The organism is Acinetobacter yuyunsongii, from assembly GCF_041021915.1.
Taxonomy (GTDB): Bacteria; Pseudomonadota; Gammaproteobacteria; order Pseudomonadales; family Moraxellaceae; genus Acinetobacter.
Window position 1 is genome coordinate 1,531,268 of the sequence record NZ_CP157435.1, and the last position, 16,971, is coordinate 1,548,238.

Here is a 16,971-nt window from a genome sequence, read left to right on the forward strand (position 1 = left end):
TTTCACAATATCACAGTCGAACACTGGCTTGCTTGAACGCATTGCGGAATGCTTCTACAGCAAGATTAGGAGGATAATCTTCTTCTTACATACTCATTTTCATGATTATAAAAGCTGTCATTTAAGACTCCTCCGCATGGTTCATTCTTATACTTGAGACAAATTTATCTATTTTAGACTCTCATGGACATTAGCGTACTAAATCTTCGATACCAATCAATTTAGGAAGCTTATCAATCAGTTTATTTAATTCTATATTTGCTGGTGAAATACAACCAGTATAGTGACTTAATTTCGTTGTTGTTTCATCTGGTCTAATCCAAACAAAATATGCACTCGGTTGATCAGTTGCCGTTTGCTGACAGCCAATTGTTTTAAAGTTTGCACCTGTTTCTGGACGATAAGTTTTCAACTCCTGTTGTAATTTTTTATATACCGAAGGATCTATTGTTAACGTCTGAGTACCCGTCACTTTAGTATATTGCTTACCATTGAAATTCACTGTTCCAGAAGGTGAGATTTCTACCGAATAAATTGGACAAGCACCAAAACATGGACTAGATGAATAGCGAATGGTTTCCTGCACCGCATCCTGAGCTTGTGGTGGTGTAGACGCACAACCGACTAATGTGAAAGTAAAAAGACTTGCGATTAATAATTTTTTCATTTGTTGATCCGTTATAAAGTATGTTGTTCAAATTTAACAAACAGTGAAATTGTTGTCATTTATATTGATGTTAAAATATTGATATTGCATTAAGCTTACTTAGGCTATTTAAGATTTGCTATCAGCTCAACCATGCATTGAGTTATAGGCCAAAATCAATTAATAAGAGTTTTGTGATTGCAGAATCAGTCGAGCCAATTCCAAATCATCAGGATAAGTAATTTTAATATTGTCTGAACGACCTTGTACTACTTGTACAGGAAAATCAGCGTATTCTAATGCACTTGATTCATCAGTAATCGTCAAGTGATCTATCAATGCTGTTTCAAGCGCATTTTTTAATATTTTTAATTTTGCGATCTGTGGCGTTTGTGCTTGCCACAACAACTCGCGACTTACAGTTTTTTCAATCTGATGTTCAACACGCACTTGTTTTAAAGTATCACGTACTGGAATAGCCAAAATTGCACTTTGATTATGTTTTATTGCAGAATTAACCAATTGCTCTAAATTAGCACGCGTAACACAAGGACGGGCTGCATCATGCACCAATACCCAATCATTTTCATCCGCAATATCAGATAAATAAATCAGTGCGTTTAATACAGAATGAACCCGCTCTGCACCGCCTAAGCAAAAATGTAATTTCTCTTTATGATCAAAAGAAAGTGTTCTAGCAAAATTATCATTCTCACCAATTGCAAGTACACAACCCGCTAAATCCAATGTATTTAATCGATTAACTGTATGCTCAAGTACAGTACGATTTTGAATATATTGATATTGTTTTAATTCAGTTTTTGAAAAACGACTGCCTGAACCTGCGGCTGGAACAACAGCCCACAGCTTAGTCTGGGTTTTCATTGGTTGCTGTATCTATTTTTGCATTTGGATCGATATAAATTGGTTTGTAATGGGTACTGATGGTACTCATTTGCACAAAAGTTTCATTTGGCTTGATTAAACCTAAATCTAAGCGTGCATGTTCTTCAATCGCTTCCGTTCCATTTTTTAAGTCGAAAACTTCGGCTGCTAAAATACGATTGCGCTCTTTAAGCTCCGTATTTACTTCTGCTTGTTGCTTAATCTGTTGAGTCAAGGCTTGATGAGGAAAATACCCTCCCTCTCCTAGCCAAAATTGATACTGCAAACTTGCCACCAAAAAGATGACAAGTAACAGAATCAATTTACTCGAGGTCGATCGAAACATCTCTATCATGAAAAATTCCCTACATCCTTCTTACAAGGAAGATCACCTGCAAATTCTATATGATTATGAATTTGCAGAGTTTCTGTCTTTTGTAAAAAAAGATGATCAGAAGTATTCAACATAGATAAATTGACCTTAGTTTAGACCTTTGAATTCAGCTTTACCGCGGTAAGCTGCATTCGTTAATTCTTCGATACGAAGCAATTGGTTATATTTCGCTACGCGGTCAGAACGGCAAAGTGAACCCGTCTTGATTTGACCCGCTGCTGTACCTACTGCCAAGTCAGCAATCGTTGAATCTTCAGTTTCACCTGAACGGTGTGAAATTACAGTGCTATAACCATTTGCTTTTGCAAGGTAGATTGCATCTAGAGTTTCAGTCAACGTACCGATCTGGTTATATTTGATCAGAATAGAGTTACCGACTTTCTCATTAATGCCGCGTTGTAAAATCTTAGGATTAGTTACGAATAAATCGTCGCCAACCAATTGGATTTTGTCACCAAGGATTGATGTTAAGTAGCTCCAACCTTCCCAATCAGACTCATCAAGACCATCTTCAATCGAGATGATTGGGTATTGATTTACAAGACCAGCTAAATAATCAGAGAATTGGTTGCTTGTGAATGCTTTATTGCCTTCACCTGCAAGAATATATTGACCATTTTTGTAAAATTCTGAAGATGCACAGTCAAGTGCCAACATAATGTCAGAACCCGCTTTGTAACCCGTTTGACCAATCGCTTCAAGAATAACAGTGATTGCTTCTTCATTTGAACGCAAGTTCGGAGCAAAACCACCTTCATCACCTACAGCAGTGTTTAAACCTTTTTTGTTTAAAACTGATTTTAGAGAATGGAAGATTTCAGCACCTGCACGTAATGCTTCAGAGAATGAAGTGAAACCAACTGGCTCAATCATGAACTCTTGAATATCAACGTTATTGTCGGCATGTGAACCACCATTAATGATGTTCATCATTGGTACAGGCATGCTCAAAGTTGTTTGACCACGCAAGTCTGCGATGTATTGGAAAAGAGGAATTTTCTTTTCAGTAGCAGCAGCGCGAGCAGCAGCCAAAGAAACAGCTAGAGTTGCGTTAGCACCTAGTTTTTCTTTGTTTTCAGTACCATCAAGCTCGATCATCGTGTTATCGATGTCTTTTTGTTCAAATACTGATTTACCCACTAAAGCATCACGGATTAAAGTGTTTACGTTATTAACCGCATTTTTAACACCTTTACCTAAATAGCGTGCTTTGTCACCATCACGAAGTTCTAAAGCTTCACGAGAACCAGTCGAAGCACCAGATGGTGCACATGCACGACCCACAACCCCAGATTCTAAAATAACGTCTGCTTCGATGGTTGGGTTACCACGAGAGTCCAAAATTTCACGTGCGCGGATGTCAACGATTTGGCTCATGAACAATTCCTCTGTTGAATGAAAATAAGATGTAAACAATTACATCAATGGGTATCTAACTTTTTGAATCCTTTAACTAAAGTATCCAATTCTTTTAATTGCGCCAAGAATGGCTCAAGCTGAGATAAACGCAAAGCACACGGTCCATCACATTTTGCGATTTCAGGTTCTGGATGTGCTTCCAAGAACAGACCCGCTAAACCTGTTGCCATACCTGCACGCGCTAAAGTCGTGATTTGAGCACGGCGACCACCCGCAGAATCAGCACGACCACCAGGCGTTTGCAATGCGTGGGTGACATCAAAAAATACAGGTACATTCATTTCTTTCATGATGTCAAAGCCAAGCATATCTACAACCAAGTTGTTATAACCAAATGCTGAACCACGTTCACAAAGAATGAGTTTGTCATTTCCTGCTTCCAAACACTTATGCAAAATATGGCGCATTTCGTGTGGTGCTAAGAATTGTGCTTTTTTGATATTGATAATGGCTTGAGTTTTTGCCATTGCTTCAACAAGATCAGTCTGGCGACTTAAGAAAGCTGGGAGTTGGATAATGTCCGCAACTTCAGCAACAGGCGCTGCTTGGTAAGGTTCATGAACGTCCGTAATAATTGGCACATTAAAATGTTTTTTAATGTCCGCAAGCCATTCAATCCCTTTTTCTAAACCAGGACCGCGAAAAGAATTCAAACTTGAACGGTTTGCTTTATCAAAGCTTGCCTTAAATACATAAGGAATATCTAAGCGTTTGCAAATATCGACATAAGTTTCAGCAATTTCAAATGCTAAATCTTTTGACTCTAGTACGTTCATTCCGCCAAATAATACAAATGGCAAATGATTTGCCATTTGTATATCGCCTAAACGTACAACTTCTTGTGGTTTTAATTGTGACATTCAAACTTTCCCAGTTTATTTAAAACTTAGTACTTACTTTTGATGCTGTTTTTTTGCAGCTTCAATAAAGCTAGCAAATAATGGATGACCATCACGTGGCGAGCTTGTAAATTCTGGGTGGAATTGTACAGCAATAAACCAAGGATGTTCAGGAATTTCTACAGTTTCAACCAAATGTTGTACTGATGAATAACCTGAAATTTTCATTCCTGCTTCTTCAAGCGCTGGAATAAAACGATCATTCATTTCATAGCGATGACGGTGACGCTCTGTAATTTCAGCTTTACCATAGACTGCACGTGTTTTTGTGCCTTCAACTAGTTCAGACTTTTGTGCACCCAAACGCATCGTACCGCCAAGATCCGACTCAAGACTGCGTTGTTGTAATTCACCACGTTCATCTAACCATTCAGTAATTAAACCAATGAGTGGATACTTAGTTGAGCGATTGAATTCAGTTGAACTCGCTTCAGGCATACCTGCAACATTGCGTGCATACTCAATCACAGCCAACTGCATACCTAAACAAATCCCTAGGAATGGAATCTTGTTTTCACGTGCATATTGAATAGCTTTCATCTTGCCTTCAGTACCACGCTCACCGAAACCACCTGGTACTAAAATCGCATCAGCAGTGCTCAAAATACTCATATCTTGCTGTTCAAGGTCTTCCGCATTCACGTAGTCAATCTGAACTTTAACGCGATTTTGAATACCTGCATGTAAAAGTGCTTCATTTACAGATTTATAAGCATCTGGTAATTCAACATATTTACCGACCATCGCAACACGAACCGTGTATTCAGGGTTCAATAATGCTTCTACAACATTATCCCAATCTTCAAGATTTGCTTCTGGAAGGTCGTTGTAACCAAAACGTTCACAAATTAAATCGTCAACATTTTGTTCGTAGAATGTACGTGGAATTTGATAAATTGTTTTTGCATCTTTACAGACGACAACGGCACGCGCTTCAACATTGGTGAACAATGCAATTTTACGTTTAGTATCAACATCAACATCATATTCAGTACGGCAGATTAAGATATCTGGCTGAATACCGATCGAAAGAAGTTCTTTAACTGAATGTTGAGTTGGCTTGGTTTTAAGTTCAGCAGCAGATTTGATATATGGTAATAATGTCAAGTGCATCAACATGGTACGTTTATGACCAAGCTCTACCATCAACTGACGTACTGATTCCATAAAAGGAAGTGATTCGATATCACCAACAGTACCACCAATCTCAACGATTGCAACGTCGTAGCCTTCACCTGCGCGAAGTACACGTTCTTTAATATTATCTGTAATATGTGGAATAACTTGAACCGTACCACCTAAGTAATCACCACGACGTTCTTTATTCAAAACGTCCTGATAGACACGACCACTGGTAAAGTTATTCAGTTTGGTCATTTTCGCACGACGTAAGAAACGTTCGTAATATCCCAAATCTAAGTCAGTTTCAGCACCATCCTCTGTGACGAAAACTTCACCGTGCTGAAATGGGCTCATGGTACCTGGATCGACATTAATGTATGGATCCATTTTTACCATAGTGACTTTCAAGCCACGAGCTTCCAAAAGTGCGGCAACAGAAGCAGCAGAAATACCTTTACCTAGTGATGAAACCACACCACCAGTGACAAAAATAAAATGGGTCATTGAGTTTCTCGTACAATCGAGCCGAAATCGGCCTACAATGTTGGGCAATTTTACTGTACTCTGCCCCTATAAAGCAAAGTCAAACCGCATCAATTCAAAGAACTATAAACAACTGACTATTCTATCAGCATTTTCAATAAAAATTTATGGGGTTTGTGGATATTTCATCCATAAATTACGTTTAATGTTTAAAAACAATTTTAGATCAGAAATAAATTCATTTGAAGATTTTGACCATATTACAATTTCAACAGATACACTGATGCAAGCATTTATAAAATATCAACAAGCTCAATAAATCCTAGGGATTTTTTCATTTAATTTTACTGCTATAATCACTGGCATCTTTCATTCAATATGTAGCTTTAACAATGGCGAATAAAAAACTTTTAATCTGTGCTGCACTTGCAACTGGTCTATTACTTACTGCTTGTGTCAAAAAAGAAGAGCCAAAAAATGAAGAACCATCAGAACAAACTTCTGAAACACAAACGACTCAAGCAGCATCTCAACCACAACAAAACCAAGAATTTCAGCCTTTGGAAAGCGTAGATAAACCAGCAACGCCAGCTCCAGTGATTGAGATGAGTCGAGAAGAAACGCCAAATACAACTACAGAAATTCGTCGTGAAACTCGCCCAGCTCAAACAGCAGAAGAGACAACAACGGCACAAGCTGAACAACCAAAACCTGCGCAAACTGAGCAGAAACCAGCAAAAGTTGAACAACCTAAAGCCGTCAAACCCGCTCCAGCACAAACTGAAGACGATGCGGTTGCTGCAGCGATTGCGGCAGCAACACCTGCATTAAATAATTAATTTATTTAACCTCTCAAAAAAGCCATGAGTCGTTGTAAAGCGACTGGTGGCTTTTTTTATAGCCTAGAAATTAGGAGTAGTGTTTAAAAAAGTCTGCCATCAGTCGTGATGCCCACGATTTCACTTCTAAACTTTCGTAAAAACCACAGTGACTTCCTTTTTTTGTTGTAACTACAGCAATATTTTCCATTTGCTGAATAACTTCTTTATAAGGTTCTAAGTTTTTAATTGAACAAACAGGATCATCTTCTGCATTCAGTACCATCAATGGAATTTTAATATTCTCCAATACATAAATTGGATTAATTGCTTTACAGTAACTTTGATAATCGTCAAAACCTACCATCTCGAAATATTCTTTCTCAAAGGCTTCTAAGTTTGTTGTTGCTAATACCTTTTTCAGCGAAGCAACCTGATTCCATGTATTTTCATAAGGGTAAATAAAGTATTTGAATAATTTTTTAGTCATCATTTTGCTATAAAAAGGATGTACATTTTTAAAGCCAATTTCAGTGTTATAGCCAGGACACATTGCAAAAGCTGCTTTAAATGGTGTGTCTAAGCCTTGCTCACCAAGATAACGTACTAAAAGTCCTGTTCCTGCTGACGAACCTACTGCATACAAATCTGATTTTGGAAAAAGAGTTTGAATATGGTTCAGTTGCTCTCGTAAATCGTCAGTCAAGCCAAAAAGAGAAATGCGAGGTACTGGCATAGGTAAACCTGCATGTCCACGGCGTAAACAAAGTGCAATCCGCCAACCCGTATATGCATGTAAGTCTTTAACAAGTTCACGCATACTTTCTGGCGTACCTGTAATCGTATGCATAATTACGATTGTAGGCGTTTCGGCCGGAAGATTATAGCTATACCATGCAACTGCAGTAACCCCACCATCTTGCATGATGAGTTGGTCAATGCGATCATATTCAAGCTTAATTGTTTTTTTTCTAATGATATCAAAATATAAAAGATGTACATGAGTATTACTAAGCCAAGGTGTTGGACGATACTTTTTCTTTAACTGAGGTAATTTTTCCAAAACGTCTTTTATTTTTCCTTTCGGGTCATAGTACATTTTGGGTTGCTCAGCACCAAGTACAGAATCAAGCAGCTCAGAGCCTAACACTTTAATTTTATCTAAAGCAGATATACCCATATTCAATAAAAACCTCTATCTAACCACGAGTAAATGTTTGTCGCACCAATGTCGCGACCTGTTGCCCCCAAATAGCATAGATTTCTTTACTTGGATGAAAGCCATCACTTGCCATAGATAAATTCATCGCCTGAAAATTTTTAATATCGTATTCAATAAATCTAAATTGTGGCTGTGGGGCTAACCACTGTTTTAATGTTTGATTCATTTGTTCTGCATATTGTCCAAATAACCATGCTAATGGATTGGGTAATGCAGGAAAATGCTGCATTGGCGGGACTCCAGACACAATAATCAATTTTGGCTGAAAATGATTTTGTATTTGAGTAAATAATTGTTTTTGTTGTTTTATCCAAGTTTTAGCAGAAATTAATTTAGTCACATCATTGACACCAACTGAAGTGACGACTACATCATATTTTTTGGGTTCTAATTGTTGGATCGCTTGATAAACTTGTTTTGTTGTATCACCAGTTTTTGCATGCAATTTCCAGTCCAACAAATATTCTCTTTTTAATTCTGAAATAATCGCACCAGATAAAGCATCTTGCTGGGTCTCAACACCAACCCCAGCTGCTGCCGAATCACCTAAAATGAGTAAAGAGAGTGGCTGTCCTTGTCCAATAAGACCATCACGGTCACCACTCGCTTCTAAAAGTCGTGGTGTGTTTTTACGAACCTTCAAACCTTGTATTACAACTACAGGTAATAATGCAAAAGTTGAAAGTTTTAACCACATATTAATGATCTCAATATTGCTTAGGCTATTTTACTGAGATGCGTTTGGCTGATATTGTGCGAAGCGTGCACCCATTTTTTCTGCCAATGCGGCCAAACCACTCATCGGGCGAATCATGACTTCAAAATCAATGATTTTTCCCTGTGCATTAAAACGAACCATATCAATACCTTTAAGCGATTTTCCACTTACATTAGCACTGAACTCCAACACGACATTTTCACAATCTTCAGTGTAGAACTCACGGTGATAAGTAAAGTTTTCAAACACCTGAATCACATTCGTTAAAATGAAGAAAACTACACGTTTTCCCTCATAAGGCTTAAAAGCAACAGGTGAACGAAATACCACATCGTCAGCTAATAACTCATTTAAATTTGAAAGGTCACCTGTTTTGATCATCTGATGCCATTTTTCTAACGCTTGCTTAGTTGTTTCGATTGTCATTGTAATTTCCTTATATTCTAAGCTAATGAAGTTTGAGACATTCTCCTAACACAGAGAATGTCTCATCTTTTATTTATAGAACTGCTGCTAACTCAGCACCTTGACGAATCGCACGTTTAGCATCTAATTCACCCGCTTCCTTCGCACCACCAATCAAGTGAACATTCTTACCATCTGCTTTAAGTTGATCGAACATTGCTGTATATGATTCTTGACCAGCACAAATCACAACATTATCAACCTCTAAAACTGTGGTCTGACCATCTACAGTAATATGTAAACCTTGATCATCCACTTTGTCATAACTCGCACCAGCAATCATTTTGACATCGCGATGTTTTAAGCCTGTACGGTGAATCCAACCAGTCGTTTTACCTAATCCAGCACCAACAGCTGCTGTTTTACGTTGTAATAAGTAAATCTCACGTTCAGATTTCTCTAGCTCAGGTTGCTTTAAACCACCTACATGGGCATAACTCGTATCAATACCCCACTCCGCATAGAATTTTTCAGGGTTCAAACTACCGCTATCACCTTCATGGGTTAAATATTCCGCTGTATCAAAACCAATACCACCAGCACCAATAATCGCAACACGCTTACCGACTGGAACACGCTCTTTTAATACTTGGATGTAGCTCAATACTTTTGGATGATCAATACCTTCAAATTGTAATTGACGCGGTGTTACCCCTGTTGCAACAACAATCTCATCATAATTCGCTTGGCTGAGTTCTTCATAAGTCACTGTATGATTAAGTACTAGCTCAATATTTGGCTGTAACTCAATCTGACGTTTGAAATAGCGTAAAGTTTCGTAAAATTCTTCTTTACCAGGAATGGTTTTCGCAATATTAAACTGACCACCAATCTGATTATTTGAATCAAACACTTTAACTTTATGGCCACGACTCGCTGCATATGTTGCAAAACTTAGACCCGCTGGACCTGCGCCAATTACTGCAATATTTTTTATTGTATTTGTTTCTTTAAAAATCAGCTCAGTTTCATAACATGCACGTGGATTGACTAAGCATGTAGCAATTTTCATCGAGAAAATATGATCTAAGCATGCTTGGTTACAACCAATACAGGTATTGATTTCGTCACTACGACCTTCACTCGCTTTCAATACAAAATCTGGATCAGCCAACATTGGGCGAGCCATCGAAATCATATCTGCATGACCTGAAACCAGTACATGTTCAGCCATTTCAGGTGTGTTGATACGATTCGATGTGATTAACGGAATTGAAACTGAGCCTTTTAGCTTTTCAGTTACCCAGGTAAATGCAGCACGTGGTACTTTCGTTGCAATCGTTGGAATACGTGCTTCGTGCCAACCAATCCCTGTATTGATAATGGTTGCACCTGCTTTTTCAATTTCTTTAGCAAGTTGTACAACTTCTTCTAAACTTGAACCACCTTCGACTAAATCAAGCATCGATAAACGATAAATAATAATAAAGTTTTCACCAACTAAGTCACGAGTACGTTTAACGATTTCAATAGGAAAGCGGATACGATTTTCATAACTACCGCCCCATTCGTCATCACGGTGATTGGTACGAGCAGCAATGAATTCATTGATCAAGTAACCTTCTGAGCCCATGATTTCAACGCCATCATAACCTGCATATTGTGCAAGCTTGGCACAGTTTGCAAAATCATCAATCGTTTGCTGAACTTCTGCTGAACTTAATGCTTTTGGTTTAATCGGATTGATTGGTGCTTGAATCGCTGATGGCGCAACAATATTTGCTTGATAAGAATAGCGCCCTGTATGCAAAATTTGCATTGCGATTTTTCCACCAGCCTCATGTACAGCTTGGGTAATCACTTTATGTTTTTCTGCTTCTTCTATTGAATCTAATTTTGTACCATGCGCAAATACAACACCATCATCATTTGGAGAAACACCGCCAGTTACAATCAGACTTACACCACCTTTGGCACGTTCCGCATAAAATGCAGCCATACGTTCATAGCCTTGAGGCGCTTCCTCTAAACCAATATGCATAGAGCCCATAAGCACACGGTTCTTTAATGTGGTAAAACCCAAGTCAAGTGGTTGTAATAAATGTGGATAAGCTGACATGTTTTCTCCTTTGGCTAGCAATCTGCTTGCTAATGCAACTTGTTGCATAAAGTTATAAACAAGATTTGATTTTTATGCAACATATTGCATAATTCTGATGAGTCATTTTTTATTACGGATCATCATGTCACTTGCCCATGTTTTATTGACGAGCTTATTAGAGAAACCAAGTACAGGTTTTGATTTAGCTCGTCGTTTTGACCGTTCAATGGGCTTCTTTTGGAACGCGACTCATCAGCAAATTTACCGCGAACTTAATGGAATGCTGAAAAAAGGATGGATTTCTACATTAGAAGAACAAGCTGCCAATAGCCGTAAAAAAACTTATCAAGTTGAACAACTAGGCAGAATAGAACTTGCTGCATGGATTCAACAACAAAGCGAGCCTGCTCAACTTCGTGATGACCTCATGGTTAGATTAAGAGCAGAAGCACAGCTTGGCGGCAATAATATTTTGCCTGAACTTGAACGACATCTAGAACTTCATAAAGAAAAACTTAGTCTTTATCAAACAATCCATGACAAAGACTTTAAAAATAATGAACCTACTAATCGTGTCTTATTTATTCATAAAATGATTCTGGAACTCGGTATCATTAAAGAAATCGAATGGATAAGATGGTTAGAACAAATGATTCCTCAGCTTCAAAAGTTCGAACAAACAAACGAAATTGGAGAAAAATAATGCCGTTTTATAGCATGCCTGACCAAGAAAAATTATTTGTACGTCGTGTGGGTGAAGGTGAACCTGTACTCGTACTCTCAGGACTAGGTATGCAAAGTTGGCAATGGCTTCCTTTTTTATTTGCAAGTCGCAAAAAATACGAATTTATTATTCCAGATTGGCGTGGTTTTGGTGGTTCAAAAGATTGTGCTATACCAAATACCGATGCCATTTCGAGTCATTGGAATGATATAGATGCACTTATTAAACAATTAAAATTAGACCAATTTATCCTGATCGGTTATTCCATGGGTGCAACCACAGCTATGCATGGTATGAAACATGCTGATTTAGGGTCAAAACTCAAAGCCTATTTACATATCGATCAAACGCCAAAGATTTCGGTCGATGAAACTTGGCAGTATGGGTTATTTGGTCAGAAACATTTGCAATTTAAAAACTTACTCCTTGATATTCAAACTTTATTATTGGAATACAAAGACGATGTAATACTGGAAGATTTACCCAAAGAAATACGTTTTAAGCTAGTCAGTTTATGGGTTGGATTCATTGAGTTTCAAAGCAGCAACAATTACAGCCCTAAAATTTTCAAACTCGCATTACATCGCCCATTCTTACAAAAGTATTTACTCCCAATTCAACGCCTAGATTACTTGCTTTGGTATGTAGAGAACTATTTAAATCACGATGAAGATTATCGTGAAGCAATCAGTCATATTGATTGTCCAACAACCTTCTTTATTGGTCGTGAATCTACGCTTTACCCTGAAACAGGACAAACCATCATTGCTAAAAGTCTGAGCAATGCCAAAGCGGTTTATTTTGAACGTTCTGGGCATACACCACTAATTACTGAACCTAGAAAATTTAGTCAGGAAATTGGCAATTTTTTACGAGAAACATAATTTTACTTAGGCTATTTTCCACCTAAAAATAGCCAGCTTATTTATAAACTGGCTATTAAACTAATTTAATGACTTCTCATCTGCTCGGCCACATCCAGCAATAACTTTTCAGTTTTATCCCAGCCTAAACAGCCATCGGTTACTGATTGCCCATATGTCATATCGCAAGAAATCTTTTGATTCCCATTCACTAAATGACTTTCAATCATCACACCACGAACTTTCGACTCAGTACGTTCTGCAATGATCTGCTTTAAAACATTCGGTTGTTGTAATGGGTCTTTGCCACTATTGCCATGACTACAATCAATCACCAGTGCCGGTAATTGCTTATGTTTGAAATGCATGGCTTGGATCGAAGCTAAATCATAATTAGTTCCATGATTTGAACCACGTAAAATCAAATGTGGTAAAGGATTTCCATTGCTATGCAAAATTGCAGGTAAACCTTGTTGGGTCATACCTAAGAATTGATGACCATGCAGTGCAGACTGAATCGCATCCAAAGCAATTTGGATTGAACCATCTGTACCATTTTTGAAGCCGATACTGTACGGCATATGGCTAGAAATTTCACGATGAATCTGTGATTCACTGGTACGTGCACCTATTGCACCCCAAGCCAGTAAATCATCAAAATAACCTGTTGCCATTGGACTTAAAATTTCGCTGGCAATCGGCAAGCCTTTTTCGATGAGTTGTAAGTAAAGTGCACGAGACTTTTCTAAACCAAGTTGTAAATCTGATGATCCATCTAAATTTGGATCATATAAGAAACCTTTCCAACCCACGGTAGTACGGGGTTTTTCAATATATGCACGCATCACCAAGAATATTTGATCTTTTACTTGTTCTTGTAGTTGTTGAAGGCGATCAGCATATTCGAGTACCGCGATAGGATCATGAATCGAACAAGGACCCGTAATCACCATTAAGCGATGATCATGTCCAGATAAAATATTCTGAATCGTTTGACGATGTTTTGAAATTTGCTGCGCTAAAGTTGCAGACAAGGGATACTGTGCTTTGAGTTGTGATGGCAAGCTAAGTATTGATTCTTTTGAATGAGTGTGTGGTTGTGTCAAAGCAGTATTTAAAGCATTCATTTTCAATTCCTTTGGACTGACCTTCTTCGCAGTCCTATCATTTATTTGAGCAAGTGTGATCTAAGTGATGTTGATTTTTTTGCAAAGTAAAACCAAGAAATCTTGCTAAAATATGAATAATTGAATGTATACATGGTATTTCTCCTAAAATCATGATTGTTAAAGCATAAAAAAACCTGATCGGTGTTGCCGATCAGGTATTAACTGGTTGGGCAACCCTTTTTTTGCTGCCCGAAACGCATCAGGCAACTACATATATTGCCAAAAATAAAAGTATGCGTTTGTGTTTACAGTATGCTTTAACATGTTTATTTCAAATATCTAAAAAACTGTTGCTAACCCTTAAATTACGCACTATTTCAGCATTTGACAAGTGTTTTTGAAAAATATTTTGTAGCATTTAACGTACCAAACCTTGTGGTTGTAAAATAATTAAGCTTGCACCACACAAAACAATCATTCCTCCTAATATATCCCATCGAGTTAATAACACCTGATCAACATAACGTAACCACATCAATGCCGTGAAAATATAGATACCACCATAAGCCGCATAAATACGCCCTGACGCAGCAGGATGCAAAGCCAGTAACCAAACAAAGACGGCTAAGCTTAACGCCGTAGGAACCCATAACCAATGCGACTTTCCTTGATTCAAAATTAAATAAGGAAAATAACAACCTAAGATTTCAGCGATTGCTGTGACGAAAAATAACCCAAATACTTTAAGTACTTGGGTTATAGAGAAAGACAGTTCAAACATTAAGCAGGTTCAGCACTCGGGTTAATATGATCTTCAAATACTTCCAATTTTAAACCAATGTTTTTGCCATTTTCTGTTTTCACAGAAACCGCAACGTTACCACCATGCTCTGCAAGCTCACCAAATAAAATCATCTCAGCAAGTGGCTTTTTCAAATGCTCTTGAATCAGACGTTGCATTGGACGAGCACCCATCAGACGGTCATAACCATTAGCTGACAACCAATCACGAGCGCTTTGATCAACATCAAGTACCACTTGTTTCTCATCAAGCTGCGCTTGTAACTCAGTCAAGAATTTATCTACAACTGAGTCGATAATCGTAGTCGGAAGTGCTTTAAATTGAATAACACCATCCAAACGGTTACGGAATTCTGGCGAGAATGCACGTTTCATTGCATCCTGATTGTCTGCACTATGATCTTGTTCAGTGAAACCAATACTCGCGCGAACAATACTTTCTGCACCGATGTTAGTCGTAAGAACAATGATCACATTTCTAAAATCAGACTTACGGCCATTGTTATCTGTTAAAGCACCATGATCCATGACTTGTAACAACAAGTTGAATACATCTGGATGTGCTTTTTCAATCTCATCAAGCAAGAGTACACAATGCGGATTTTTATGAATCGCATCTGTCAGCAAACCACCTTGATCATATCCAACATAGCCTGGAGGCGCACCGATCAAACGAGAAACTGCATGGCGCTCCATATATTCAGACATATCGAAACGAACCAACTCTACACCGAGCAATTTCGCAAGTTGTTTCGTAACCTCGGTTTTACCTACACCTGTTGGACCTGCAAAGACAAAACTTCCCACTGGTTTATCTGGTGCTTTCAAGCCTGCACGAGATAATTTGATCGCTGATGCAAGTGCTGTAATCGCTTCATCTTGACCAAATACAACACGTTTAAGATCACGTTCCAAATTCTCAAGTACAGACTTGTCATCTTTAGATACTGTTTTCGGTGGAATACGCGCAATCTTAGAAACGATGTCTTCGATATTTTCAACCGAGATGGTTGTACCATCGACTTCAGCTTTCAAACGGCGTTGTGCACCAGCCTCATCAATCACATCAATCGCTTTATCTGGTAAAAAACGATCATTGATAAATTTAGCTGACAACTCAACAGCAGCAACAAGAGCTTTATCATCGTATTCAACATGATGGAAATCTTCGAACTTGCTTTTCAAGCCACGTAAAATTTCAATCGTTTCACTAATACTTGGTTCATTCACATCGATCTTTTGGAAACGACGAGACAAGGCATGATCTTTCTCGAATACCTGACGATACTCTTGGAAAGTTGTTGAACCAATACAACGCAAAGTACCATTCGCTAATGCAGGCTTAATTAAATTCGATGCATCCATAGTGCTGCCCATACTCGAGCCTGCACCAATGATCATATGAATTTCGTCAATGAATAAGATCGCATTTGGATTCTTTTTCAAAGCATTCAACAACTGTTTTAAACGTTTTTCAAAGTCACCACGATATTTAGTCCCTGCAACCAAAGCACCAATGTCTAAGCTATAAACTTCAGCATTTGCAAGTGGTTTCGGTGCCTTGCCATTTACAATCAGCCAAGCTAAACCTTCCGCAATTGAGGTTTTACCTACACCCGGATCACCAACAAGCAACGGATTATTCTTACGACGTCGACATAAAATTTGTGCTGCACGCTCAATTTCTTTTTCACGTCCAATTAAAGGATCAGTTTTGCCCTTTTGTGCTTCGATATTTAAGTTAAGCGTGTATTGCTCAAGTGGCCCAGCATTTGCTGAAGCTGCACTTTCACCTTCAATATCTTCAACTTCTTCTTCAACTTGAATCTCATCTTTACGAGTGCCATGAGATAGGTATTGAGTCAAAGTTAAACGGTTAATTTGATGACGTTTAAGTAAATAAACCGCGAACGAATCTCGTTCTGAATACATTGCAACTAGAACATCTGCACCTTCAACCGTACGGTCACCACCACTCGATTGAACATGGAAAATTGCACGTTGCAAAATTCGATCAAAGCTCTCAGTTGGATGAGGCGCCTGTTCACTATTATCACCAAGTTTTGGGCTATGTTGCTCTACATATTCCTCTAATTCTTTACGCAATGTAACGATATCAGCACCACATGCTTTTAACGCATTGACTGCTGAATCATTATCAAGTAAAGCAAGCAACAAGTGTTCAACTGTCAGAAACTCATGTCTCTTTTGACGAGCCATGCTAACAGCCAAACGTAACGATACTTCTAATTGACGACTGAGCATGTAACCCCCTTATATTTTGTGCTTCATCTAAAAGGATAATATTAGAATAAGCTGGTATTAACTTGGTTTGTCTGAGGCTTTAAAGCGTTATCTAGTA

At 38.2% G+C, this 16,971-nt stretch carries 16 protein-coding genes; 3 read left to right on the forward strand and 13 right to left on the reverse strand.

Going from position 1 to position 16,971, the window contains the following annotated elements:
- Positions 1-190: 190 nt before the first annotated feature.
- The 6 genes from ABLB98_RS07310 to ABLB98_RS07335 all read right to left on the reverse strand — a co-directional run bounded on the left by ABLB98_RS07310 (position 191) and on the right by ABLB98_RS07335 (position 5,869).
- Positions 191-667, reverse strand: coding sequence for a DUF6438 domain-containing protein (locus ABLB98_RS07310; RefSeq protein WP_087546896.1), 477 nt, complete (start codon positions 665-667; stop codon positions 191-193).
- A 159-nt stretch (positions 668-826) separates the two neighbouring features.
- Positions 827-1,531: a 2-C-methyl-D-erythritol 4-phosphate cytidylyltransferase gene (gene ispD, locus ABLB98_RS07315; protein WP_087546897.1), complete on the reverse strand. Its 705-nt coding sequence runs from the start codon at positions 1,529-1,531 to the stop codon at positions 827-829.
- Entirely contained in the window at positions 1,515-1,886 is a 372-nt protein-coding gene (gene ftsB, locus ABLB98_RS07320; protein WP_087535795.1) for a cell division protein FtsB, read from the reverse strand. Before ftsB ends, ispD begins: the two co-directional genes overlap by 17 nt.
- A 126-nt stretch (positions 1,887-2,012) precedes the next feature.
- A complete protein-coding gene (gene eno / locus ABLB98_RS07325; RefSeq protein WP_005160092.1) occupies positions 2,013-3,302 on the reverse strand; it encodes a phosphopyruvate hydratase in 1,290 nt (429 codons plus the stop codon).
- A gap of 44 nt (positions 3,303-3,346) precedes the next feature.
- Positions 3,347-4,204, reverse strand: coding sequence for a 3-deoxy-8-phosphooctulonate synthase (gene kdsA / locus ABLB98_RS07330; RefSeq protein ID WP_087535796.1), 858 nt, complete (start codon positions 4,202-4,204; stop codon positions 3,347-3,349).
- Between the two features lie 33 nt (positions 4,205-4,237).
- Positions 4,238-5,869, reverse strand: a complete 1,632-nt coding sequence (locus ABLB98_RS07335; RefSeq protein WP_087535797.1) for a CTP synthase — start codon at positions 5,867-5,869, stop codon at positions 4,238-4,240.
- Positions 5,870-6,240: 371 nt separating this feature from the next.
- Here ABLB98_RS07335 and ABLB98_RS07340 point away from each other — a divergent pair, with 371 nt between their 5' ends.
- On the forward strand, positions 6,241-6,687 hold the full coding sequence (locus tag ABLB98_RS07340; RefSeq protein WP_005160086.1) for a hypothetical protein: 447 nt from the start codon (positions 6,241-6,243) through the stop codon (positions 6,685-6,687).
- Positions 6,688-6,757: 70 nt separating this feature from the next.
- Here the strand turns inward: ABLB98_RS07340 and ABLB98_RS07345 are convergent, their stop codons facing one another.
- The 4 genes from ABLB98_RS07345 to ABLB98_RS07360 form a co-directional block, all read right to left on the reverse strand.
- On the reverse strand, positions 6,758-7,846 hold the full coding sequence (locus ABLB98_RS07345) for a YheT family hydrolase (protein WP_087546899.1): 1,089 nt from the start codon (positions 7,844-7,846) through the stop codon (positions 6,758-6,760).
- 19 nt (positions 7,847-7,865) lie between these two features.
- The gene (locus ABLB98_RS07350; protein WP_087546900.1) at positions 7,866-8,585 is read right to left on the reverse strand and encodes an SGNH/GDSL hydrolase family protein; all 720 of its coding nucleotides are present in this window, start codon (positions 8,583-8,585) and stop codon (positions 7,866-7,868) included.
- Positions 8,586-8,615: 30 nt separating this feature from the next.
- Positions 8,616-9,032, reverse strand: a complete 417-nt coding sequence (locus ABLB98_RS07355; protein WP_087546901.1) for a nuclear transport factor 2 family protein — start codon at positions 9,030-9,032, stop codon at positions 8,616-8,618.
- A 73-nt stretch (positions 9,033-9,105) separates the two neighbouring features.
- A complete protein-coding gene (locus ABLB98_RS07360; protein WP_205666490.1) occupies positions 9,106-11,130 on the reverse strand; it encodes an NADPH-dependent 2,4-dienoyl-CoA reductase in 2,025 nt (674 codons plus the stop codon).
- A 124-nt stretch (positions 11,131-11,254) separates the two neighbouring features.
- Between ABLB98_RS07360 and ABLB98_RS07365 the strand changes: the two genes are divergently transcribed.
- Together ABLB98_RS07365 and ABLB98_RS07370 are read left to right on the forward strand one after the other, a co-directional pair.
- Positions 11,255-11,815 (forward strand): PadR family transcriptional regulator, encoded by a 561-nt coding sequence (locus ABLB98_RS07365; RefSeq protein WP_087535801.1) that lies wholly within the window; start codon positions 11,255-11,257, stop codon positions 11,813-11,815.
- Positions 11,815-12,720 carry an alpha/beta hydrolase gene (locus tag ABLB98_RS07370; protein ID WP_348882541.1) on the forward strand — a complete coding sequence of 302 codons (906 nt, stop codon included), beginning with the start codon at positions 11,815-11,817 and terminating at the stop codon, positions 12,718-12,720. The genes ABLB98_RS07365 and ABLB98_RS07370 overlap by 1 nt, the downstream gene beginning before the upstream one ends.
- A gap of 65 nt (positions 12,721-12,785) precedes the next feature.
- Here ABLB98_RS07370 and ABLB98_RS07375 read toward each other — a convergent pair whose 3' ends face one another.
- From ABLB98_RS07375 to clpA, 3 genes are all read right to left on the reverse strand, one after another.
- The gene (locus tag ABLB98_RS07375) at positions 12,786-13,826 is read right to left on the reverse strand and encodes a 3-deoxy-7-phosphoheptulonate synthase (RefSeq protein WP_348882540.1); all 1,041 of its coding nucleotides are present in this window, start codon (positions 13,824-13,826) and stop codon (positions 12,786-12,788) included.
- A 400-nt stretch (positions 13,827-14,226) separates the two neighbouring features.
- Positions 14,227-14,589 (reverse strand): YnfA family protein, encoded by a 363-nt coding sequence (locus ABLB98_RS07380; RefSeq protein WP_348882539.1) that lies wholly within the window; start codon positions 14,587-14,589, stop codon positions 14,227-14,229.
- Positions 14,589-16,874, reverse strand: coding sequence for an ATP-dependent Clp protease ATP-binding subunit ClpA (clpA, locus tag ABLB98_RS07385; protein ID WP_348882538.1), 2,286 nt, complete (start codon positions 16,872-16,874; stop codon positions 14,589-14,591). The genes ABLB98_RS07380 and clpA overlap by 1 nt, the downstream gene beginning before the upstream one ends.
- Positions 16,875-16,971 lie beyond the last annotated feature (97 nt).